Origin of the sequence: Corynebacterium gallinarum, assembly GCF_014837045.1 — a bacterium.
GTDB classification, from domain to species: Bacteria; Actinomycetota; Actinomycetes; order Mycobacteriales; family Mycobacteriaceae; genus Corynebacterium; species Corynebacterium gallinarum.
Genome location: NZ_JACSPR010000001.1, coordinates 169105 through 191589, shown reverse-complemented (window position 1 = coordinate 191589; position 22485 = coordinate 169105). Strand labels below are relative to the sequence as shown.

19 protein-coding genes are annotated in these 22485 nt (G+C 65.3%); 13 read left to right on the top strand and 6 right to left on the bottom strand.

What is annotated here, in order from left to right:
• Window positions 1-8: 8 nt before the first annotated feature.
• Window positions 9-1193 (bottom strand): MFS transporter, encoded by a 1185-nt coding sequence (locus H9627_RS00845; RefSeq protein ID WP_225213327.1) that lies wholly within the window; start codon window positions 1191-1193, stop codon window positions 9-11.
• Window positions 1194-1320: 127 nt separating this feature from the next.
• Between H9627_RS00845 and hisH the strand changes: the two genes are divergently transcribed.
• The 11 genes from hisH to H9627_RS00790 all read left to right on the top strand — a co-directional run bounded on the left by hisH (window position 1321) and on the right by H9627_RS00790 (window position 13005).
• A complete protein-coding gene (hisH, locus tag H9627_RS00840; protein WP_191732140.1) occupies window positions 1321-1956 on the top strand; it encodes an imidazole glycerol phosphate synthase subunit HisH in 636 nt (211 codons plus the stop codon).
• A 19-nt stretch (window positions 1957-1975) separates the two neighbouring features.
• A complete protein-coding gene (gene priA, locus H9627_RS00835; RefSeq protein WP_191732139.1) occupies window positions 1976-2716 on the top strand; it encodes a bifunctional 1-(5-phosphoribosyl)-5-((5-phosphoribosylamino)methylideneamino)imidazole-4-carboxamide isomerase/phosphoribosylanthranilate isomerase PriA in 741 nt (246 codons plus the stop codon).
• Between the two features lie 4 nt (window positions 2717-2720).
• The gene (locus H9627_RS00830; protein ID WP_191732138.1) at window positions 2721-3512 is read left to right on the top strand and encodes an inositol monophosphatase family protein; all 792 of its coding nucleotides are present in this window, start codon (window positions 2721-2723) and stop codon (window positions 3510-3512) included.
• A gap of 110 nt (window positions 3513-3622) precedes the next feature.
• Window positions 3623-4399, top strand: coding sequence for an imidazole glycerol phosphate synthase subunit HisF (gene hisF, locus H9627_RS00825; protein WP_191732137.1), 777 nt, complete (start codon window positions 3623-3625; stop codon window positions 4397-4399).
• Window positions 4396-4785, top strand: coding sequence for a phosphoribosyl-AMP cyclohydrolase (gene hisI, locus H9627_RS00820; RefSeq protein WP_191732136.1), 390 nt, complete (start codon window positions 4396-4398; stop codon window positions 4783-4785). The genes hisF and hisI overlap by 4 nt, the downstream gene beginning before the upstream one ends.
• An 82-nt stretch (window positions 4786-4867) precedes the next feature.
• Window positions 4868-5590, top strand: coding sequence for a TIGR02234 family membrane protein (locus tag H9627_RS00815; RefSeq protein WP_191732135.1), 723 nt, complete (start codon window positions 4868-4870; stop codon window positions 5588-5590).
• A gap of 33 nt (window positions 5591-5623) precedes the next feature.
• The gene (locus H9627_RS00810) at window positions 5624-6409 is read left to right on the top strand and encodes an indole-3-glycerol-phosphate synthase (protein WP_191732134.1); all 786 of its coding nucleotides are present in this window, start codon (window positions 5624-5626) and stop codon (window positions 6407-6409) included.
• Between the two features lie 151 nt (window positions 6410-6560).
• On the top strand, window positions 6561-7544 hold the full coding sequence (lgt, locus tag H9627_RS00805) for a prolipoprotein diacylglyceryl transferase (protein ID WP_225213326.1): 984 nt from the start codon (window positions 6561-6563) through the stop codon (window positions 7542-7544).
• Window positions 7545-7789: 245 nt separating this feature from the next.
• Window positions 7790-9214, top strand: coding sequence for a pyruvate kinase (pyk, locus tag H9627_RS00800; RefSeq protein WP_191732132.1), 1425 nt, complete (start codon window positions 7790-7792; stop codon window positions 9212-9214).
• Between the two features lie 201 nt (window positions 9215-9415).
• Entirely contained in the window at window positions 9416-10318 is a 903-nt protein-coding gene (locus tag H9627_RS00795; protein ID WP_191732131.1) for a VOC family protein, read from the top strand.
• 113 nt (window positions 10319-10431) lie between these two features.
• Window positions 10432-13005 carry a glycosyltransferase family 1 protein gene (locus H9627_RS00790; protein ID WP_191732130.1) on the top strand — a complete coding sequence of 858 codons (2574 nt, stop codon included), beginning with the start codon at window positions 10432-10434 and terminating at the stop codon, window positions 13003-13005.
• An 84-nt stretch (window positions 13006-13089) separates the two neighbouring features.
• On the opposite strand, the gene H9627_RS00785 is transcribed toward H9627_RS00790, so the two are convergent.
• Window positions 13090-14367, bottom strand: coding sequence for an amidohydrolase (locus H9627_RS00785; protein ID WP_191732129.1), 1278 nt, complete (start codon window positions 14365-14367; stop codon window positions 13090-13092).
• 65 nt (window positions 14368-14432) lie between these two features.
• Window positions 14433-15767: a DUF4921 family protein gene (locus tag H9627_RS00780; protein WP_191732128.1), complete on the bottom strand. Its 1335-nt coding sequence runs from the start codon at window positions 15765-15767 to the stop codon at window positions 14433-14435.
• A gap of 30 nt (window positions 15768-15797) precedes the next feature.
• Here H9627_RS00780 and H9627_RS00775 point away from each other — a divergent pair, with 30 nt between their 5' ends.
• Window positions 15798-16196, top strand: a complete 399-nt coding sequence (locus H9627_RS00775) for a hypothetical protein (RefSeq protein WP_191732127.1) — start codon at window positions 15798-15800, stop codon at window positions 16194-16196.
• 5 nt (window positions 16197-16201) lie between these two features.
• Here H9627_RS00775 and H9627_RS00770 read toward each other — a convergent pair whose 3' ends face one another.
• Window positions 16202-17314 (bottom strand): glycerate kinase family protein, encoded by a 1113-nt coding sequence (locus H9627_RS00770; RefSeq protein ID WP_191732126.1) that lies wholly within the window; start codon window positions 17312-17314, stop codon window positions 16202-16204.
• A 462-nt stretch (window positions 17315-17776) separates the two neighbouring features.
• Between H9627_RS00770 and gdhA the strand changes: the two genes are divergently transcribed.
• Window positions 17777-19120, top strand: coding sequence for an NADP-specific glutamate dehydrogenase (gene gdhA / locus H9627_RS00765; protein ID WP_191732125.1), 1344 nt, complete (start codon window positions 17777-17779; stop codon window positions 19118-19120).
• Window positions 19121-19274: 154 nt separating this feature from the next.
• Here the strand turns inward: gdhA and H9627_RS00760 are convergent, their stop codons facing one another.
• Both H9627_RS00760 and H9627_RS00755 read right to left on the bottom strand, forming a co-directional pair.
• Window positions 19275-20801 carry an ABC transporter ATP-binding protein gene (locus tag H9627_RS00760; RefSeq protein ID WP_191732124.1) on the bottom strand — a complete coding sequence of 509 codons (1527 nt, stop codon included), beginning with the start codon at window positions 20799-20801 and terminating at the stop codon, window positions 19275-19277.
• Window positions 20798-22444, bottom strand: coding sequence for an ATP-binding cassette domain-containing protein (locus tag H9627_RS00755; RefSeq protein ID WP_191732123.1), 1647 nt, complete (start codon window positions 22442-22444; stop codon window positions 20798-20800). The genes H9627_RS00760 and H9627_RS00755 overlap by 4 nt, the downstream gene beginning before the upstream one ends.
• Between the last annotated feature and the right edge of the window lie 41 nt (window positions 22445-22485).

Below are 22485 nucleotides of genomic sequence, written 5' to 3'. Positions count from 1 at the left end.
TCCCGTTGTCAGGTGCGCGGTGACGCCCGCAGCGCCGGTGCGCTGAGCACCACGAGCAGACCCACCACGATGAGCAGACCGAGGGCCCACCGCAGGCCCGTCATTGAGGAGATCAGCCCGATGACCGGGCTGGTGGCCAGGAACCCCAGACGCATCAGCCAGCTGACCACCGTCACCCCGGCCCCCTCCGACATACCCGGGAGGCGGGCGGCGGCGGCGAAGGCACTGGGCACCAGGGTGGCGCACCCCAGCCCGAGAAACGCCAGGCCGGTGTAGAGCGGCAGTGGAGTGGCGGAGGACACCACCACGACACCGCCGAGGGCGATGAGCACACCCCCGGCGCGGGCTGTGGCCACCCGCCCGAAGCGCTGGATGAACCAGTCGCCGGTGAACCGGCCGATGGTCTGGGCCGCCAGCACCACCGTGAAGGCCACGCCGGCGGTCCCCACCGCCACCCCTGCGAGCTCCACCGATGCCAGCCCGGCCCAGTTGTTGGCCACATCCTCGACCACGGTGCCGGAGGTGGCCACGATGGCCACCGGCAGGGCCACCAGCAACACCCGACCCAGCCCCGGGCCACGAGGTCTGGCGGGGTCAGTCCCGGAGCCCGGATCCGGTGTGGGATCCGCCCCCCGACCCACCGGACCCGTCAACCAGGTGGCGAGCACCACCAGCACAGCCACCGCGGTCACCACCGCCGCCAGGTGGATACGCACATCAACACCGGCGGAGGCGGCCGCGGTGCCCACCACCCCGCCGGCGACCGCCCCCAGGCTCCAGAAGGCGTGCACCGAGGACATGATCGAGATCCCGAGACTGTCCTGCACACGGACAGCCGCAACGTTCTGGGAGACATCGATGATGGCATCGGTGACACCGATGAGCAGGAGCACCACCGCCAGCATGAGACCGGACGGGGACCACCCCACGGCTGCGACCAGCAGACACAGCAGGAGCGTGCCCCACACCACGACCCGGCGGGGTCCGAAACGCGTGACCGCCAGGCTGGGCAGCACGGTGGACAGCAGTGACCCCGCGGCGAAACAGGCGACGATGATCCCGAACACGGCATCGGAGAGCCCCCACTGCACTTTGAAGGTGGGATACCAGGGCAGGATCGAGGAGAAGGCCGCCCCGTTGGTGGCGAACATCAGTGCCACACCGGCGGGTCTGCGGAGGGGGAAGGCTGGCATGCGGCCAGGCTACCGCCAGTGGGTGGGCGCAGGACCCCGGAGGCCGATCCAGGCCGACCCAACCATCCACAGAGATAAAGTAGGTCGCGGTTATAGCATGCGAAAGTGCATGTCCTAGACTGTTCGCATGACCAAAACCGTCGCTCTACTCGACTATGGATCAGGCAACCTCCGCTCCGCCCAGCGTGCACTTGAACACGTCGGCGCGGAGGTCATCGTGACCAGTGACCCCGATATCTGCGCCAACGCCGATGGGCTCCTCGTGCCCGGTGTGGGAGCCTTCGCCGCCTGCATGCAGGGGCTGCGGGAGGTCTTCGGCCATCGCATCATCGGCACCCGCCTGGCCGGTGGACGCCCGGTCATGGGTATCTGCGTAGGCATGCAGATCCTCTTCGACGAGGGCATCGAGCACGGTATCCAGTCGCGTGGTTGTGGTGAGTGGCCCGGCCGGGTGGAACGCCTGCAGGCGGAGATCCTCCCGCACATGGGGTGGAACACCGTGGAGAAGCAGCCGGGTAGTGAGATGTTCGCCGGGTTGAGTGAGGATGAGCGGTTCTACTTCGTCCACACCTACGGTGTCCGTGACTGGACCCTGGTCACCGATGATCTGACCACCCCGCCGCTGGTCACCTGGGCCGTCCACGAGAATGACCGGTTCGTCGCCGCCGTGGAAAACGGTGCGCTGTGGGCCACGCAGTTCCACCCGGAGAAATCCGGGGACGCGGGCGCGCAGCTGCTGCGTAACTGGATCAACCACATCTAACAGTTAGGATCTACAGACCATGACCTTCACGATTCTTCCCGCTGTTGATGTCGTCAACGGCCAGGCTGTCCGTCTTGACCAGGGTGAGGCCGGGACTGAGAAGTCCTACGGCACCCCGCTGGAATCCGCGCTGCGGTGGCAGGAACAGGGGGCGGAGTGGCTGCACTTCGTGGACCTGGACGCCGCCTTCAACCGTGGCTCCAACCATGAGCTCATGGCGGAGATCACCCGCCAGTTGGACATCAAGGTGGAACTGACCGGTGGAATCCGTGATGATGCCTCCCTGGACCGTGCCCTGGCCACCGGCGCCACCCGCGTCAACATCGGTACCGCGGCGCTGGAGAAGCCGGAGTGGATCGCCGATGTGATCAGGAGGCACGGTGACAGGATCGCCGTGGATATCGCGGTCCGCCTCGAGAACGGCGAATGGCGCACCAAGGGCAACGGCTGGGTCTCCGATGGTGGTGACCTGTGGGAGGTGCTCGAACGCCTGGATTCCCAGGGATGTTCACGCTTCGTGGTCACCGATGTGTCCAAGGACGGCACCCTGACCGGTCCGAATGTGGATCTGCTGCGTGATGTCGCCGCAGCCACCGACGCACCGATCGTCGCCTCCGGCGGTATCTCCACCCTGGAGGATGTGCTGGAACTGGCCAGGTACCAGGATGAGGGCATCGACTCCGTCATCATCGGCAAGGCACTCTACGAGCACCGGTTCACGCTGGCGGAGGCGCTGGAAGCCGTCGAAAAGCTCGGCTGATCCCGTGGACACCCGTGAGCTGCTCGCCATCGCCGAGGCCGTCGTGGATGATGCCGAAAACATCTTCACCAACGGATTCGGCTCGGCACCCTCGACGATGAAATCCGCCGGCGACTTCGCCACCGAGGTTGATTACGCCATCGAATCCCACATCCGCGGCATGTTGGGCACCCTCACCGGCATCCCCGTGGTGGGGGAGGAGGAGGGGGGAGCTGATTCCGGTACCCGATGGGTGATCGATCCCATCGACGGCACCGCCAACTACGCCGCCAGCAACCCCATGTCCGCGATCCTGGTGTCGCTGCTTGTTGATGACCAGCCCGTCCTGGGGATCACCTCCCTGCCGATGCTGGGCAAGCGCCTGACCGCCTACGCCGGCTCCCCACTCATGATCAACGGTCAGCCCGTGCCGCCGCTGGAGGAGAAATCCCCTCTGGTGGCCCACGTGGGGTTCAGCTCCATGGCCACCCCGAAGAACACCCGGTTCCCCATGGAGATGCGCCGTGATCTGCTCTCGGAACTCGCGGAGTCCTACCTCCGCCCCCGGATCACCGGCTCCATCGGGGTGGATCTGGCGTTCACGGCCGAGGGGATCTTCGGCACCTGTGTGTCCTTCAGCCCGCATGTGTGGGACAACGCCGCGGGTGTCATGCTGGTCCGTGCCGCCGGGGGAGTGGTCACCGACACCGAGGGCAATGACTGGGCACCCGGCAAGGGCGTCATCGCGGGAACAGCGAAAGCCCATGCGGTGTTGGTAGATAAGATTGAGAAGGTTCGCGCCGAGCACGGATCGTAGATGCTGGTCCTGGTCGGTCCAGGGGCCGGTAGACAAGGCCGGGGGAGCCGTGAGCATGGATCCCCGGAGGAAAAATCTAGTGAGAAATCTAGCAAGAAAAGAGCAATGACATGGGTGTGGCAATCAGGGTTATCCCCTGCCTGGACGTGGACAACGGTCGCGTGGTCAAGGGCGTCAACTTTGAGAACCTCCGCGATGCCGGTGATCCGGTGGAGCTGGCCAAGCGGTACGGCGAGGAGGGCGCGGATGAACTGACCTTCCTGGATGTCTCCGCCTCGAAGGACGGGCGCGGAACCATGCTCGATGTGGTGCGTCGCACCGCTGAGCAGATCTTCATCCCCCTCACCGTCGGTGGTGGAGTACGCAGCGTGGAGGATGTGGACCAGCTGCTGCGCGCCGGTGCGGACAAGGTCAGCGTGAACACCTCCGCGATCGCCCGCCCGGAGCTGCTGTCCGAGCTGTCCCAGCGGTTCGGTGCCCAGTGCATCGTCCTGTCCGTCGACGCACGTCGTGTGCCCGCCGGGGAGACACCCCAGCCCTCCGGTTTCGAGGTCACCACCCACGGTGGCACCCGGTCCGCCGGTCTGGATGCGGTGGAATGGGCGATCACGGGTGAGAAGCTCGGTGTCGGCGAGATCCTCCTGAACTCCATGGACGGCGACGGCACCAAGAACGGATTCGATCTGGAGCTGCTGGAGAAGGTCCGCGCCGCGGTGTCCATCCCGGTGATCGCCTCCGGTGGAGCAGGCACCGCCGAGCACTTCCCACCCGCGGTCCGCGCCGGCGCCAACGCCGTCCTGGCCGCCACCATCTTCCACTTCGGTGAGGTCACCATCTCCGAGGTCAAGGACGCCATCGAGAACGCAGGCTTCGAGGTGCGCCGGTGAGCGACGACACCACACAGATCAGCGACAACCCGGCTGAGTTCACCCTCGACCCGGCGATCGCCGCCCGCCTCAAGCTCAACGACGCCGGTCTCATCCCGGCAGTTGTCCAGGCGGTGGACACCCGTGAGGTGCTCATGATGGCGTGGATGGACACACACGCACTGGCCTACACCCTGGCCACCCGCCGCGGCACCTACTACTCCCGGTCCAGGGACGAATACTGGATCAAGGGACTGACCTCCGGCAATGTCCAGGAGGTCACCGATGTCGCCCTCGACTGTGACGGCGACACCATCCTGGTCACCGTCCACCAGACCGGTGGGGCCTGCCACACCGGTGCCCGCACCTGCTTTGATGCGGATCCGCTGCTGGGGCCGGAGCAGTAGTGCGTCGATAAGCATCCCGACGCACGACCCCGACGGTCCAGCCCACCACCCCCCGCTTTAGCCACAACCAGAAGGAAACACGATGAAACGTCACGTGCTGTCAGCCCTGTTGATCGGTGCGGGGGCCCTGGTGGTCTGGATCAGCTCGCGCATGAACTGGATCACCGTCGAGGCCTTCGATGACAAGTCCGGGGCCACCACCCAGTCGCTGGTGGGTGCCACCTGGTCGACGGAGATCATGGCGCTGGCGCTGGCGCTGGCGGCCGCGTGTGTGGCCGGGCTCGTGCTGCGTCGTCTGGGTCGCAGGATCGTCGGTGCGATCTCCGCGGTGCTCGCCGTCGGTGCGAGCCTGTCGCCGCTGTCCCTGCTCACGGGGGAGGCGACCGCGGAGGATGCGGAGCGGGCACGGACCCTGCTCACCTCCGGGGTGGCCAGTCAGCGCGCCTCTGAGGGGACCCTCCTGTCGGAGTGGGCGGAGATCACGGACCTCTCCACGCACCCGGCGGCGGCCATTGTGGCGCTCATCGGCTGTGCTCTAGCCCTGTTCGGGGGTGTGCTGTTGGCCATGCGTCCCGGTGTCGACAGTGTGCAGGCGGGCAGGTTCGAACGCCGTCAGGCACGTGCGGACAAGATCCGCACCGACCTTGAGCAGGCACCCGATTCCGGTCGTGTGATGTGGGACGCACTTGATGAGGATATTGACCCAACCGACACCAGCGGGGTAGGGGAAAAATCACAGGTTAATGATAGTGATCGGGGGTTGACAAGCCGACCTGATTTTCCTACCACACCGTGTCCGGACTAACGTTATTTCTGCACGGCACGGAGGAGGGCAAGCATGGTAACGGTGGAAAACCGTATTCTCCAGGATGTTGCAGCAGAGGTCGCGACACGGGAAGCACGGGTGACGTTCCGGGACGTCAAGGATCAGTCACGTTCACCCGGTCTGCCGGCGGCGCTTGATGTCCGCTCGGTATTCCTGGGGTCCGGATGCAATCTGGTGGCGGGATTTGACCGTTTCGCATCGGACTGGTCGGATCACAAGGACCCCGTTGATTTCGCCACCCGCCTGGAGGAGTGCGGTGCCTCCGTGCTCAGTTACATGGTCCGCAGGGGGCGGTTCGACATCGCGGCGCAGGACATCAGGGATATCAAGGCGGCGGTTGATCTCCCGCTGCTGCTCGATGACCTCATCGTTGATCCCTATCAGATCCATGAGGCCCGCGTCCTCGGCGCGGATGCCCTGGCGCTGGCGGTGTGGACGATGGATCAGCACAAACTCGCCGCCCTGCTCGACCGCACCGAATCCCTGGGCATGACCGCACTGGTGGAGGTGCGCAACCCGGGTGAGGCCGCGCGGGCCGTCGAGGTGGGTGCCTCGGTGGTGGCCATTGACATCACCGGTTACCAGGGGCCGAAAACACTGCCGGAGGCCTTCGCCGGGGTCTGTTCCCAGCTTCCGCCGGAGACCGCCCGCATCGTCCTCGGCGGGTGCTGGACGCCCAAGGAGCTCATGGCCTTCGCCCGTCAGTCCGCCGACGCCATCTACGTGCCCCACAACCCCCTCGCGTCCACGCGGTCGCTGATCTCTGCGGGGATGCATCCGGCCTGCCCATCGCGGTAGGCGCTACCGGCCCGCACCGGGTGGGTCGCCGTCCACGCTTGTCGACGCAACCCTGACCCCGATAGGGGGTTGTTGCTAAGTTGAGTGTCATTCCCCGTTGACACTTCTGCGCTTTTCAAGCGGTTAGGTTCTGAATAATCCTGTGGACGTCATGACACTGGCAGCAATTCCATCCCCTCCCCAGGGAGTGTGGTACCTCGGTCCACTCCCGATCCGCGCCTACGCGATGTGCATCATCGCCGGCATCATCGTCGCCATCTGGCTGACCAGGAAGCGCTACGCCGCCCGTGGTGGCAACCCGGAGGTGGTCCTGGATGCCGCGATCGTCGCTGTTCCGGCCGGCATCATCGGTGGTCGCATCTACCATGTGATCACCGACAACCAGAAGTACTTCTGCGATACCTGTGACCCCGTCGATGCCCTGAAGATCACCAATGGAGGCCTGGGTATCTGGGGTGCCGTGGTCCTCGGAGGTCTGGCGGTGTGGGCCTATTTCCGCTACAAGAAGATCCCCCTGGCACCGTTCGCCGATGCCGTGGCCCCCGGTGTGATCCTGGCGCAGGCCATCGGACGCCTGGGCAACTGGTTCAACCAGGAACTCTACGGAGCCGAGACCAATGTGCCCTGGGCACTGGAGATCTACTACCGCGTGGATGAGAATGGTCGTTTCGCACCCGTGACGGGTGTCTCCACGGGCGAGGTCATGGCCACCGTCCATCCCACCTTCCTCTATGAGCTGCTGTGGAACCTGCTCATCTTCGGGCTGCTAATCTGGGCGGACCGCCGTTTCCGTCTCGGCCACGGCAAGGTGTTCGCCCTGTATGTCGCCGGCTACACCCTCGGCAGGTTCTGGATCGAGCAGATGCGTACCGACGAGGCCACCATGGTGTTCGGCATGCGCATCAACACCCTGGTGTCCGCGGTGGTGTTCATCCTGGCGGTCATCGTCTTCTTCCGTCTGGGGAAGGGGAGGGAGACCCCGGTGGAGGTGGATCCTGCCTACCAGGCAGCCCTGGCTGAGCAGGATGAGGCGGACGCGGTCGGGGTGGCTGGCGGCACCGGCACCGGCACAGGGACCGGCGCCGGGACCGCGCCGGGGGACAAGCCTGAAACGACCGGGAAGAAGCAGAAATAGGCCTGACCCGCTAGGTGTGATCATCATCGCGCCGAACGGGGGTTGTCAGGGGAAAGACGATCAGCTAATTCTGCTAATGTCCGTTTCTTCCGGAAATGCCGTCATATCACGTTGTGTTCGGGCATGATCGGTGAACTCTGACACGGAGCAGGGGTGCCGGAACCGGGTGTGGGGCAGGTGAACAGGGCATTACTTTCCCGCAGCCATTGTAGCCGCCTCAACCTGGAAGGGTTAGGCTGGTCGATGTGGAAAGACGAACTAAAATTGTATGCACCCTCGGTCCGGCGGTCGCCAGCGCGGATGGGATCCTCCGACTGGTTCAGGACGGCATGGATGTCGCCCGCCTGAACTTCTCGCACGGTGATCACCCCGACCATGAACAGAACTACAAGTGGGTCCGTGAAGCCACTGACAAGACCGGTCGTGCGGTCGGCATCCTCGCCGACCTGCAGGGCCCCAAGATCCGTCTCGGACGGTTCAAGGACGGCGCAACCGTATGGGAGACCGGTGAGACGGTCCGCATCACGGTGGAGGACGTCGAAGGCACCCATGACCGCGTGTCCACCACCTACAAGAACCTGGCCAACGATGCCCGCCCGGGAGACCGCCTGCTGGTCGATGACGGCAAGGTCGGCCTCGTCTGCGTCTCCGTTGAGGGCAATGACGTCATCTGCGAGGTCACCGAAGGTGGCCCCGTCTCCAACAACAAGGGTGTCTCCCTGCCGGGCATGGACATCTCCGTTCCCGCCCTGTCCGAGAAGGACATCAAGGATCTCCGTTTCGCCCTGAACCTCGGCGTTGACTTCATCGCCCTGTCCTTCGTGCGCTCCCCGGCGGATGTCGAACTCGTCCATGCCATCATGGACGAGGAGGGACGTCGTGTCCCGGTCATCGCCAAGCTGGAGAAGCCGGAGGCCGTCGCGGCCCTCGAATCCATCGTGCTGGCCTTCGACGCGATCATGGTCGCCCGCGGTGACCTCGGTGTGGAGGTTCCACTCGAGGAGGTTCCGCTCGTGCAGAAGCGCGCGATCCAGATCGCCCGTGAGAACGCCAAGCCGGTCATCGTGGCCACCCAGATGCTCGATTCCATGATCGAGAACTCCCGTCCGACCCGCGCAGAGGCCTCCGACGTGGCCAACGCCGTGCTCGACGGCGCCGATGCCGTCATGCTCTCCGGTGAGACCTCCGTGGGTAAGGATCCCCACAACGTGGTCCGCACCATGTCCCGTATCGTCCGCTTCGCCGAGACCGACGGCCGGGTTCCGGATCTCACGCACATTCCGCGCACCAAGCGCGGCGTGATCTCCTACTCGGCCCGTGACATCGCTGAGCGCCTCAACGCCCGCGCACTGGTCGCCTTCACCACCTCGGGTGACACCGCCAAGCGTCTGGCGCGGCTGCACTCCCACCTGCCGCTGCTGGTGTTCACCCCCGATGCGAACGTCCGCTCCCAGCTGGCGCTCACCTGGGGTGCGCAGACCTTCCTGTGCCCGAAGGTCGATGACACCGACGGCATGATGCGCGAGGTCGACCGTGCGCTGCTGGCCATGGACGAGTACCAGAAGGACGACATGATGGTCGTCGTCGCCGGTTCCCCTCCGGGAGTCACCGGAAACACCAACATGATCCACGTCCACCTGCTGGGCGAGGACACCCGGGTTCCCAAGTAGTCGGGAAGTCCAGAAAAAGAGCGCTGATGGTTACCGTCGGCGCTCTTTTTGCATCTCCGGGAGGGGAGGGACCGGGGTCCCGGTGAGGGGTCGATTGTGGGCACTGACAACAAAGTGCTTGACACATCAACTAAATCTGGCGTATAACTAAATGCAACAGCACACCGCAACACCGCCACCCCATCTGAAGTGAGGACCCCCATGACCACCCCCGAGCAGACCATCAGCACCGCCACCCACATGGACGCCGTCACCCTCCGCGTCGGCGACCTAGAGAACATGTCCTCCTACTATGCGACCATCCTGGACATGGACCCGATCGAGGAGAAGTCCCGGGGCAGAGAGATCCACCGAGTGCTGGGCCGCAACGGCCTGCCTCTGATGCGTCTCGTGGCCACCCCCGGCCTGCCGGGTGTCGATCCCCGCCAGGCGGGTCTCTACCACACCGCCTTCCTGTTCGAGACCCCCGCGGCCCTCGCCGCCACCGTCTATCGCTCCGCGCGGGATCCCCGGTCCAGCTTCGTCGGTTCCTCCGACCACCTGGTCTCGGAGGCGTTCTACTTCACCGACCCAGAGGGCAACGGCATCGAACTGTATGTGGACCGGCCGCGGGAGGCCTGGACCTACACCAACGGTGATGTGGATATGGACACCGTCTACCTCGACCCCAACGCCTACCTGCAGAAACACCTCGACCAGGAGGTTCTGGAGTCCAACAGATCCCAGCCTGCCACCATCGGGCATGTCCACCTCCAGGTCGGTGACCTCAAGCAGGCCGCCGCCTTCTACCTCGACCGCATCGGTTTCGAACGCACCACCTCCATCCCCGGCGCGCTGTTCACCTCCGCCGGTGGGTACCACCATCATGTGGCCATGAACACCTGGCATTCCGGCGGTGCCGGGCCTCGGGCCGCCACCCTCGGACTCGCCGAGGTGTCCATCCTCGTACCCGAGCGGGAGGATCTGGACATGCTGGTCAGCCGCCTCGGTGACTGGGAGCATTCCGACAATGGAACCTCGGTGACCATGACCGACCCGTGGGGCATCCCGGTCACTGTCTCCCTCCCGGGGGTCACCACGCAGGAGCTGCTCGAGCGTCGATAGGCACCATATACGATGTCGGTGGCCGCGGTTTTGGTGACCCCCGCTGAGCTCGGGCACGAACCCAGTTTCCATTCCGGTAGCAGAGTCACCTGGTTCGGGCCAGATTGGAGGGCGTGAAATCAGTAGGCACAGTCAAATTCAGCAATCAGCTCCCCACCCAGCTCGAACCGCTGGTTCAGCTCGCGCACAATCTGCGCTGGTCGTGGCGTGAGGAAACCAAGCAGCTGTTCCGGGACATCGATCCGGAACTGTGGGCGAAGCTCGGGGAGGACCCCAAGCAGATGCTGCACCAGGCACCTGCCTCCCGCCTGCGCGAGCTCGCCGATGATGACGAATATCTGGGACGCATCAACAACGAATCCCAAAACCTCAGCGAGTACCTGACGGCCCCGCTGTGGTACCAGAAGACCTGCGCCGAGTCTGAGCGCAGCAACACCCCCATCACCGCCTACTTCTCCATGGAATTCGGCATCCACCCCAGCCTCCCGATCTACTCGGGTGGCCTCGGCGTGCTCGCCGGCGACCACATGAAGTCCGCCTCTGACCTCGGCGTCCCCCTGATCGGCGTCGGCCTGCTCTACACCCACGGTTACTTCACCCAGTCCCTGACCTCCGATGGTTGGCAGCAGGAGAAGTACGAGTACCACGATCCCGCCAACCTTCCGATTGTTGCCGTCACCGATGACAAGGGTGAGCAGCTCAAGGTCACCGTCGCCTTCCCCGAGGGCCGTCAGATCACCATCGCCCTGTGGGTGGCCAACGTCGGCCGCGTCCCGCTGCTCCTGCTCGACACCAACATCGACGAGAACCCCGGGGACATGCGTTCTGTCACCGACCGTCTCTATGGCGGTGACTCCGAGCACCGCATCAAGCAGGAGATCGTCCTCGGTGTCGGTGGCATCCGCGCCGTCGTCGCCTACTGCGAGGCAAAGGGCATCCCACGTCCGGATGTCGCCCACCTCAACGAGGGTCACGCCGGTTTCCTCACCCTGGAGCGCATCCGCCAGCGCATGGCGCAGGGCATGGACTACGCCGCCGCCTTCGAGCAGGTCCGCGCCTCCAACATCTTCACCACCCACACCCCGGTCCCGGCGGGCATCGACCGCTTCGATATGTCCATGGTGCGCCGTTACCTCGGTGACGGGCTGCCTGAGGATCAGCAGCTCTGCCCGGGTATCCCGCTGGACAAGGCCATTGACCTCGGACGTGAGGATGACCCTTCCCTTTTCAACATGGCACACATGGGTCTGCGTGCCTCCCAGCACGCCAACGGTGTGGCCAAACTCCACGGTGAGGTCTCCCGCGAGATGTTCGCCAGCCTCTACCCGGGTTATGAACCCGCGGAGGTCCCGATCGGCCATGTCACCAACGGTGTCCACCTCCCCACCTGGGTCAAGCCCGAGATGATGGAACTGATCGAGCGTGTCTCCGGTGGGGCTGACCTCGCCGTCGCCGACACCTGGAGCAACCCCGACGCGGTGCCCAACGAGAAGATCTGGGAGGTCCGCAACAAGCTGCGCGCCGATCTCGTCGAGGTCGCCCGCGACGCCACCTTCGAATCCTGGGCCACCCGTGGGCATGCCGACGCCCAGCTCGGCTGGACCCGTCGCGTCCTGGACCCGGAGGTGCTGACCATCGGTTTCGCCCGTCGCGTGTCCACCTACAAGCGCCTGACACTGATGCTGCGCAACCCGGAGCGGCTGCGTTCCATCCTCCTCAACGAGGAACGCCCGGTGCAGTTCGTGATCGCCGGCAAGGCCCACCCGCACGACATGGGTGGCAAGAAGCTCATGCAGGAGATCGTCCAGTTCGCAGACCAGGCCGGTGTGCGTGACCGCTTCCTGTTCCTGCCTGACTATGACATCAACCTGGCCAGCTACCTGGTCGCCGGCACCGATGTCTGGCTGAACAACCCGGTGCGCCCGCAGGAGGCCTCCGGCACCTCCGGCATGAAGGCCGTCATGAACGGTGGGCTCACCCTGTCGATCTCCGACGGCTGGTGGGATGAGATGCCCCAGCAGGAGACCGGTTGGACCATCCCGACAGTGGAGACCCCTGACTTCGAGTACCGCGACCACCTCGAATCCCAGGCCCTCTACGACCTGCTGGAAAATGATGTCGCCCCGCTGTTCTACGACCGTGATGACAACGGCATCCCACAGGGCTGGCTGGAGATGATCCGCAGGTCCTGGACCACCCTGTCACCGATGGTGACCTCCACCCGCATGGTCCGTGACTACACGACCGACTACTACCGTCCGACACAGCACCAGGCGACGCTTATCGCCAAGCCGAAGGACGCCGGTTCCTACGCCTCCTGGCTGGAGACCGTCAAGTCAGAGTGGTCCACGGTGGCACTGTCCAACCTGCGTGTTGCGGACACCGCTGCCGGTGGAGAGACCCACGCGGATACCGAGGCGGAAACCCTGATCACCGTGGATGTCGATCCCGGGTCGCTGCGCGATAAGGACATCCGTGTCCAGGCCGTCGTCGGTGATCAGGATGATCACGGCCAGATCGTGGATCCGGTGATCTATGACATGGAGAAGACCGGCAAGACCACCTACACCGTGGCGATCCACCGTGACCTCCCCGGCACCGTCGGCTACACCGCCCGCGTGGTGCCCTGCCACGAGATGCTGGTCAATGCCGCTGAAACCGGACTGATCACCTACTACCACGCCTAATACCAGGCCCAGTACCAGGCGCGTCAGAAAACCGGACGGGGCCCCCCACCCCGCGGGTGGGGGCCCGTCCGGCTTTCCCGGAAGTTACACCTTCCGGTGGGAGCGGACACCCAGGTAGGTCAACACCGCCGCGGCGGCCGCGGTGGTAGCAGACTTCACCGTCGGTTCAAAATCGGGCAGGAAATCACCCATGTGGTTGGCGGGGACATCCTGGGCCACCCGGTCGGCAGCCACGGCACGTGCCCAGTCACCGGCGGGGGTCGCACCGATCGTCCAGTACAGATACGGGCTGTTGAGCGCCAGCGGGATGTTGGGGAAATCCTCCGATGCGGTCCACCGGTCGGCGGTCACCGACTCGGGCCCGAAGACCTCATCGAAGACCGGGCGGACCTTCGCGAAGACATCCACATCATTGTCGGTGAGTTCACCGTGGGCGAAGTACTCGATGACCGGTTCATGCTCGATCCCGGAAGCCATGCACTCGCCCTTGACCACCCGTTCAATGGCCCGGTAGATCCTCTTTTTCACCTTGTCGTTGTAGAACCGGCAGTTGAGCACCAGCCGCGCCTCGCTGGGGATGGTGTTGTTGGAATTGCCGGATTGCAGGGTGCAGACCGAGATGACCGCGAATTCCTCGGGGGAGACCTCGCGACCGACGATGCCCTGCAGGCGCACCACGATCATCGCCGCCACATAGGTCGGGTCGATGGAGTTGTGGGGCATCGATCCGTGGGCACTGCGTCCCCGGATGCGGATGTCGATGGAGTCGCAGGCCGCCAGGGCCGCGCCGGGTCGGCTCATCACCGCGCCGGCCGGTCCAGGCACCACATGTTGGGAGAAGCAGACATCGGGGCGGGGGATCTTCTGTGCCAGACCGTCGGCGATCATGGCGTTGGCCCCGCGGGCGTTTTCCTCCGAGGGTTGGAACAGGGCGATGAAGGTGCCCTGCCAGGCGTCACGTCGTTCGTCGAGAAGCGCACAGGCCCCCAGCAGCGCGGTGGTGTGCATGTCGTGCCCGCACGCGTGCATGACCGGCACGTTGGTGCCGTCGAGGGGACGGATCCGCGTCGAGGCCCACGGCACGCCGGTGGTCTCCTTGACGGGCAGGCCGTCGAAATCCGCGCGCATCAGCGCGACCGGGTGATTCTCATGGTCACCATTGCGGAAGATCGCGATGACACCGTACCCGCCAACCGGCGAGATCACCTCGCAGTCGAAGCGGTTCAGTTGGCTGAGGATGGTGCGCGATGTCTCGGTTTCGAAACCGGACAGCTCCGGGTGCTCGTGGAGATCCTGGTAGAGAGATTCCTGCCATGACAGGTCAACGCCGTGGTTGCGCAGCAGATCGGAGATATGACTCATGGATACGATACTAGGGCAGCTCGCGCGTCCGGCGCGGTCGGTGGGTGCTTATCGACGCCTCCCTGTCACCGCTGCAGCAACGGGTTGTACTTGAGACTGTTGCGTTCCACGGAACACTCCGTGGCGATCTTTATCTCCTCGTCGATCCACCCCTCGTCCCGCAGACGGTACAGTTCCTGCACCACCCGGTCGCGGACATTCTGGGGCGAGAGGGTGTTGAGGTAGATCTTCGTGCCACCCTCGAAACCGGCGAGGGTGGACACCCGCCACTTGATGGTGACCCGCCAGGGCATCGGCATGTCCACATCCACCGGTTTGTGGTGCCACTCCTCATTGCAGGGCACATCGGGGCCGGTGGCCGCGTGGCAGGCATGGATGAGATCACTCATGGCACGGATCTCCTCCTCGGACTGCAGCCACGGCTCCGACACCGGGGACTTGGAGTAGATCTCCAGGGTGGGGTAGCGGTTGCCGAAACCGGCGAAGGCCACCGCGTGATCATTCTCCGCGATGATGAGGTTGTGGTACCCGGCGTAGTCCACACCCCACTCGTTGTACATGTTGGGGTTCTGGCGCAGCTGGGCCAGTTCCACATCATTCTGGTACCCGCGCTCGTCGATGGCCACGAGCTGTTTGTGCAGGTGGTCGAAGGACGCACCGGCGGGTTTGAGCCAGTTCTGGAACGCCACCACGTAAGGGGCGTACCGGTTGCGTGCATACAGATCACGCATGCCGTCCAGGGTGAAGTGGATGAACGCGGCGTGTTCCTCACTGGTCAGGGTGCCGGAGGAGGCCAGCTCGGAGTCATCGATGGCATCGTCGGTGAAGTGGCGCCGGGCGACGATGACGTCATGGCCCCCGGAGAAATAGCTCGGGGCACGTTCCAGGAGCTCCACCTCCGTCAGGCTGGCACCATCCTCACCGGCGGCCTTCATCCTCGTGCGCACAATCGCCAGAACATGTCGACGCCCCTCCGGGTCGGCGAGGTAGGTGGCCATGCGCATGGCGGTCTCGGGATCCATCTCGAAACCGAAGTTCTTGTTCCAGTACTCGTAGGTGACGATCTCAAACAGGTTGGGCACCCGCCGGAACTCCGCCACCGTGTCACCCAGATCCTTCGGCAACCCACCGGGCAGGATCTCGAAATCCCCCTTGCCGGAACGCACCATCCGGGATTTCTCCGGGGGAGTGGAGAGCTGATTGTCCTGGCAGAACGCGCAGTAGGAGGTGTGATCCTTCGGGTTCAGCGGCACCGGATCCGAGGCGGGACGTGACAGGGGCCGATTGCCCCGCCCGGGCACCGTCCACACCTCGGTGCCGGTGAAGGGGTGGATCTGCTTGATGGTGCCGTCAGCCATCGTGCGGATGGGGGTGGGTTGGATACGGAAGGGACTGTTCATGACACCCAGATTATTGGCTACTGTGTTGTCATGCCGAAGATCCAATTTGATGTACTTGTCCCGGACACCGATTCCATCGATCTCGCGGGACGCTTCACCGCCGTATCCGACCTGTTGAGGAACAAGGAGCTGCTCAGCTCGGCCCTGGTGGTCCATGATCCGGAACCGGCGGTGGCCCCCGCGGTGGAGGAGCAGCTGCGCCAGACCTACCGGGATGAGCATGAGGACACCGACCTGGAGGAGGCCTCCGTCAACCGCTACCTCATCGAGGTGGACGGGGTGAAGGGGTCCGTCAACCAGATCACCATGATCTTCGCCCGCCTGCTCACCCCACCGGCTGAGCTGCCCAAGGATGCCTTCCTGCTCGAGCAGGAACTGGCCTATGAGCTCCCCGCGACCTACCCGTGGACCGTGGAGATCATCCGCTAGGGACGCTAGAGGCCGGAAGTCAATCCTTCTGCGAACCTCTCGGCGATCTGCCTGCCGGCGGCACGCAGCTGGGCTGCCACATCGGTGGTCTTCTCCAATTCGACGGGGATGATCCCCGCCGGGACCTCCCCGTCGATCTCACCGGCAGCCACCACCAGGGGGACACCGGCCGCCGAGGTGAGCGCATGGAGGGTGCCCACCACCTTCCCGGTGTGGGACTGGGCATCCAGACGCCCCTCACCGGTGATGACCAGATCTGCCTGGGGGATCATCTCCTCCAGTCCTGTGGCTCGGGCGATCAGGGGCGCACCGGGCAGGATGTGGATGTGGTCGGTCGTGCCGTGCATAAGGGTGGACAACCAGGTCAACCCGATCCCGATGCCACCGGCTGCACCCATGCCGGGGATGGTGCCGTCAACGTCCAGGACATCGCAGAGGTGGGACAATCCGGCGTCGAGAAGCTCCACCTCCTCTGGCGTGGCCCCTTTCTGGGGCCCGAAGACGTGGGCCGCCCCGTGGGGGCCGGTGGCCGGCGCGGTGACATCCGTCAACAGCACCCATTCCGCGACGGCCGCGGGGATGTTGAGCAGCGTGGTGTCGATGTTATCGAGGTTGACCAGGTCAGCACCGCCCTTACCCAGGGCGTACCCCTGCTTGTTGCGGGGGACCGCGCCGAGCGCAACGAGGATGCCGGTGCCGCCGTCGGTGGTGGCCGAACCGCCCAGACCCAGCGTGATACGGGTGGCACCCCGGCTCACCGCATCAGCGACGAGCACACCGGTGCCGTAGGTGTCACCCGTGGTGGGCACGGGGTTGTCCGCCACTGCAGGCAGACCCGAGGCGGCCGCGACATCGATGTAGGCGGTGGCTGTGGCCTGATCGAAGGTGTAACTGGCCTCGGTGAGCCGCCCCGCCGCGGTGGTGGTGGGCAGGGTGATCCTCTCCCCGCCGAAGATCTCGGACGTGCCCTCGCCGCCATCGGCCATGGGGGCCAGGGTGATCTCCGCGTCGGCCAGGACCTCCCGGACACCCTCGGCCAGCCAGGTCGCCGCCTGGCCGGCGGTGGCGGTGCCCTTGTAGGAATCCGGCGCGATGATGATGGTGGGGGTGGATGGCATGGAGGACCTTTCGCTTGCGTGGGGCGTCCCGGGGCACTGGGCGCTGTCACAAGAAACTCTATCGTCCGGCGGGTGGTGTTCGGCAACCGGCGGGCCCGGGCGGGGATCACAGGTGGTGGTATTAATACCAGTGGGGCCACCGGTTTCATCGGCGTGGGCTCCGGCGGTCATCTCGGATACTGTTCCTTAAGGAGGCAGGTTCGGCGGGTGAACCAAATGCTCCGGAGTGTGAAATTTTCCACATTGTGGTCATATCGTCATCGGACTGACATAATCGGACGTGAGTGTTGACCTGCCACTGTGGCCCTTGTGAGTCAACTCTCATGGTTGAGAGTTGCTCTTTAGGGCCCGCGTGGTTTAAAACTATTAACCGTTAGGTATGACAAGCCGTGCCCCTCGGTGTAGTTGAAATTTCATTGCAAATTCACCTGCCCGCGGTGCCGAGATGGGAACGTTGAATTCATGACTGTAGATGAGCAGGTCTCCAACTACTACGACATGCTGCTGAAGCGCAACGCCGGGGAACCTGAGTTCCACCAGGCTGTCGCGGAGGTTCTCGAATCTCTGAAGATCGTCCTGGAGAAGGACCCCCACTACGCCGACTACGGTCTGATCCAGCGTCTCTGCGAGCCGGAACGTCAGCTGATCTTCCGCGTCCCCTGGGTAGATGACAATGGTCAGGTGCACGTCAACCGTGGTTTCCGTGTCCAGTTCAACTCCGCACTCGGCCCCTACAAGGGTGGTCTGCGTTTCCACCCCTCCGTCAACCTCGGCATCGTCAAGTTCCTCGGCTTCGAGCAGATCTTCAAGAACTCCCTCACCGGTCTGCCGATCGGTGGCGGCAAGGGCGGTTCCGACTTCGACCCCAAGGGCAAGTCCGAGCTGGAGATCATGCGCTTCTGCCAGTCCTTCATGACCGAGCTGCACCGCCACATCGGCGAGTACAAGGATGTCCCGGCCGGTGACATCGGAGTCGGTGGCCGCGAGATCGGTTACCTCTTCGGCCACTACCGTCGCCTGGCCAACCAGCACGAGTCCGGTGTGCTCACCGGCAAGGGCCTGACCTGGGGTGGTTCCCTGGTCCGTACCGAGGCCACCGGCTTCGGCACCGTCTACTTCGTGCAGGAGATGATCAAGGCTGAGGGTGAGGCCCTCGAGGGCAAGAAGATCATCGTCTCCGGTTCCGGCAACGTGGCCACCTACGCCATCCAGAAGGCCCAGGAACTGGGCGCGGTTGTGGTCGGTTTCTCCGACTCCAGCGGCTGGGTCTCCACCCCGAACGGTGTCGATGTGGCGAAGCTGCGTGAGATCAAGGAGGTCCGCCGCGCACGCGTGTCCTCCTACGCCGACGAGGTGGAGGGCGCCGAGTACCACACCGACGGTTCCATCTGGGATCTGACCGCGGACATCGCGCTGCCCTGTGCCACCCAGAACGAACTCGACGGCGACAATGCCCGCACCCTCGCGGACAACGGCTGCCGCTTCGTGGCGGAGGGCGCCAACATGCCCTCCACCCCCGAGGCCATCGAGGTCTTCCGTGAGCGCGGCATTCTCTTCGGACCGGGCAAGGCCGCCAACGCCGGCGGCGTGGCCACCTCGGCACTGGAGATGCAGCAGAACGCCTCCCGTGATTCCTGGAGCTTCGAGTACACCGATGAGCGCCTGCACCGCATCATGAAGAACATCTTCAAGTCCTGCGCCACCACCGCCAAGGAGTACGGCCACGAGAAGAACTACGTGGTCGGTGCGAACATCGCCGGCTTCAAGAAGGTCGCCGACGCCATGCTCGCCCAGGGTGTTATCTAAGCCCAGCCAAACACCACGGTAAGAACCACGGTGCGGTCACAGCCACCAGATCGACACAACCGCCTGCCCCCGGGAGATCCTTCCCAGGGCAGGCGGTTGTTTTCTGGGTTTCTGCGGTTCTGCGGTTCGCGCAGGCCAACCCGGACCGGCTGACTCAGGCCAGTTCGATGACCCGGTCCACGCCGGACAGCGCCGCCCGGCGGTGGGCGATGATGATCACGGTGGTGTCCCGCAGACTGGACAGGGTGCGGGACAGCTCCGCCTGGTTGAGGGCATCCTGGTGGCTGGTCGCCTCATCTAGTACCAGCACCCGTGGGCGGCGTGCGAGCGCCCGGGCGAGGCAGACACGCTGTTTCTGGCCGCCGGACAGTGCCAGGGCACTGGTCTCCAGATCAATGTCACCGATGGAGGCCGCCCGCATCGCCGCCATCGCCTCCTCCTCGCTGAGATCCGGGTTACCCACCCGCAGGTTGTCCAGGACGGAACCCCGGAAGAGTGTGGACGTCTGTTCCACGAAGGCAACGGTGTCGCGCAGTTCCCTGAGGGGGATCTCGCGGACATCCACGCCACCGAGGGTGACCTGGCCGGCCTGCACATCCTGCAGGCGCACCAGCGTGCTGGCCAGGGTGGATTTTCCTTTACCGCTGGGGCCGACCAGCCCGATGTGCTCACCGGCATCGACGGTGATCGACACCCCGCTCAGGATCGGGCGCCCCTGGCCGATGGTGACGTCCTCCCAGCGGATATCCAGGGGTCCGTCGGGTAGGCGGGCTGGTTCAACCGTCTCCGGGATGGCCACAGGTGCGTCGATGAGCTGGTAGTAGCGCCGTGCGCTCTCCAGGGCGGTGGGCAGGGTGCGGGCGAAGCCCTCGACCGCATCGAGGGCGGGTGCCACTCCCACCACGATGACGGCCGCCACCACATCAGAGGTTGCCCAGATGATGAGGGCCGCCGCGATCCACGGCCAGGCCAGTGCTAGGCCCTGACGGAACCCGACACGCAGCCCCTGGGCGGTCACCGCGCGGTTCAGCCGGTCCTCAAGACCCGCCAGCTGCCGCAGCCGGTTGGCCTCTGCATGGTGGGATTGGATCTCCAGGCGCCCAGCGGCATCCTCCGACAGGTGCTGGGAGATCAGACTGCGGATGCCGGCCTCACCCGGACCGGGGGCAGCGCGGCCGAGTAGGGGAATCAGCCACCCGATGAGGATGCCCACCACGCCGATGATCCCGGCGACCGGGTCGAGGACGAACAGGGCGACCCCGGCCGTGAGACTGAGCAGCACCGCCGTGACGGTGGGGGCGATGGTGTGCGCGAAGAAGACCTCGATGGAGTTGATGTCACGGGTGGCCACGGCGAGCACCGCACCGCTGCCGGACCGCACACGGGGTGTGCCCTGGCGGACGAGGGCGTCGTAAAGCTCAACCCGCATCCGGGCGAGCAGGGTGAACGCGGCGCGGTGGCCGCACACCTGCTCACCCCACCGGCTGATCGCCGCTGTCAGCGCGAGCAGCGCCATGACCACCCCGAGCACCCAGGCGGACAGGTCCGGGCCGGTGGTGAACACCCAGGTCGGCACAATGATGAGGCCCGCGGCCGTGAGCTGGCTGAGCAGACGCAACGCGGTGGAGGCGATGAGTGTGCCCCGCACGGGGGCGGCGGTACGCAGCAGACGGTTGATCACTGTTCCTCCTCCAGGACGCGGGTGAAGAACCCGCCGTGGGTGGCGATCTCCCCCGGGGGACCGAAGGCCTGGATGTGGCCCCCGGCGAGCACCAGCACCAGGTCCGCATCCAGGGCCTCAGCGGGCCGGTGGGTGATCTCGATGAGCGTGGCGCCGGTGGCACGCGCCGTCTCACGCAGCAGGGCCGCGTTGTCGGTGTCCAGGTTGGCGGTCGCCTCATCCAGCACGATCACCCCGGCACCCTTGACCAGGCCTCGGGCCGCGGAGATGCGGGCGGCCTGACCCCCGGAGACACCACGCCCGGTCTCCCCGATACGCAGATCCAGTGGCAACCTCGCCCGTTCCAGGATGTCCGCGGTGGTGGAGCTGTCCACACCCCGGCCGGCCAGGTCCAGGTTATCGGCCAGCGTGCCTGAGAACAGCGTCGCCGACTGTGGCACATACGCCACCGACCTGCGCAGATCCGCCGCCGTACACTCCTCGCCGCCGATGCGCACCGCACCGCTGAACCCCTGCAGACCCGCGAGGGCGAGCGCCAGGGTGGACTTGCCGGCACCACTGGGACCGACGATGGCCAGGTGCGCCCCGTGGGGCAGACGGAAGGAGACGTCGGTGATCACCGTGCGCTCCCCACGGGCGACCGTGAGCTTGTCGACGTCCACCGCCCCCACCTGCAGCCGACCCTCCGGAACCTCCCCGGGATCCGGGGCATCACCCCGGTTGCCCAGTGCACGGCGGATGGTGCCCAGGGAGGCCTTACCGGCCAGACCGGTGTAGAAGGTCCGGCCCATGCGGTTGACCGGATCGATGAGCAGACGGGCCAGCAGCACCACCGCCACAGCCTCACCCACCCCCAGATCCCCACGGGTGAGACCGATCAGCGCCGAGACCGCCGCCACCGTCGTGGTGGCCAGACCGAAGGCACCATCGGTGATCAGGATCATCAACTGGTTGCGGTAGAGCAGGGTCATCACCTGGGTGCGCATCTTCTCCGCCATGCCGCGGATCCGGGCGCGCCGGGAACCGGTGGCATTGAGGATCATGGTGGTGCCCAGCGTGCGCACCGATTCCAGAAACACCCCGGCCAGCTGCCCGGAGGCACGTCCGTACCCGGCACCTGCACCCTTGAGGGAACGGGACGCCCACCCCAGGATCACGGGTATGACCAGCATGCCCACGAGCAGGAGACCGGCGATCGGCCAGGACACCGCCGCGCCGAGGATGATGAGCACCACCACCGGGGCGATCACCGCGGCGAGGTAGGGGCCGAGGAACAACACGGTGTAGGTGGAGGCCTTCTCCGTGGCGTCGGTGGCCTCCGTGATCACCTGGGCATCGTCGCGGGAGGTATCGGGGCCGAGGGACAGGCTGACGCGGGCGAGCTGTTCCCGCCACCGGGCCTCCTGACGCGCGCGCAGGCGCCCGGGGAGGACATTCTCCACCACCAGCAGGACCCCGGCCACCACAGCGGCCAGGATGGTCACCACAAGGGCGGGTGTGGGATCCCCGGCTGTGTCACCGAGCTGGGCGGTGATCAGGTCCGCCAGACCCAGGATCATCACCGCCATCACCGCTGTACGAACCGTGATCAACAGAGTGATCAACCAGCCGACCCGCGGGACATCCTGCAGAAGCGAACGCACGATGTGTACTTCCTTTCACGAAAACATCGCCATCAGCAGTT

Bases quoted from the DNA above. Each gene is read 5' to 3' on its own strand.
- H9627_RS00845 (WP_225213327.1), bottom strand. From the start codon at position 1,193: ATGCCAGCCTTCCCCCTCCGCAGACCCGCCGGTGTGGCACTGATGTTC.
- hisH (WP_191732140.1), top strand. From the start codon at position 1,321: ATGACCAAAACCGTCGCTCTACTCGACTATGGATCAGGCAACCTCCGC.
- priA (WP_191732139.1), top strand. From the start codon at position 1,976: ATGACCTTCACGATTCTTCCCGCTGTTGATGTCGTCAACGGCCAGGCT.
- hisF (WP_191732137.1), top strand. From the start codon at position 3,623: ATGGGTGTGGCAATCAGGGTTATCCCCTGCCTGGACGTGGACAACGGT.
- H9627_RS00815 (WP_191732135.1), top strand. From the start codon at position 4,868: ATGAAACGTCACGTGCTGTCAGCCCTGTTGATCGGTGCGGGGGCCCTG.
- H9627_RS00810 (WP_191732134.1), top strand. From the start codon at position 5,624: ATGGTAACGGTGGAAAACCGTATTCTCCAGGATGTTGCAGCAGAGGTC.
- lgt (WP_225213326.1), top strand. From the start codon at position 6,561: ATGACACTGGCAGCAATTCCATCCCCTCCCCAGGGAGTGTGGTACCTC.
- H9627_RS00795 (WP_191732131.1), top strand. From the start codon at position 9,416: ATGACCACCCCCGAGCAGACCATCAGCACCGCCACCCACATGGACGCC.
- H9627_RS00785 (WP_191732129.1), bottom strand. From the start codon at position 14,367: ATGAGTCATATCTCCGATCTGCTGCGCAACCACGGCGTTGACCTGTCA.
- H9627_RS00780 (WP_191732128.1), bottom strand. From the start codon at position 15,767: ATGAACAGTCCCTTCCGTATCCAACCCACCCCCATCCGCACGATGGCT.
- H9627_RS00775 (WP_191732127.1), top strand. From the start codon at position 15,798: ATGCCGAAGATCCAATTTGATGTACTTGTCCCGGACACCGATTCCATC.
- H9627_RS00770 (WP_191732126.1), bottom strand. From the start codon at position 17,314: ATGCCATCCACCCCCACCATCATCATCGCGCCGGATTCCTACAAGGGC.
- gdhA (WP_191732125.1), top strand. From the start codon at position 17,777: ATGACTGTAGATGAGCAGGTCTCCAACTACTACGACATGCTGCTGAAG.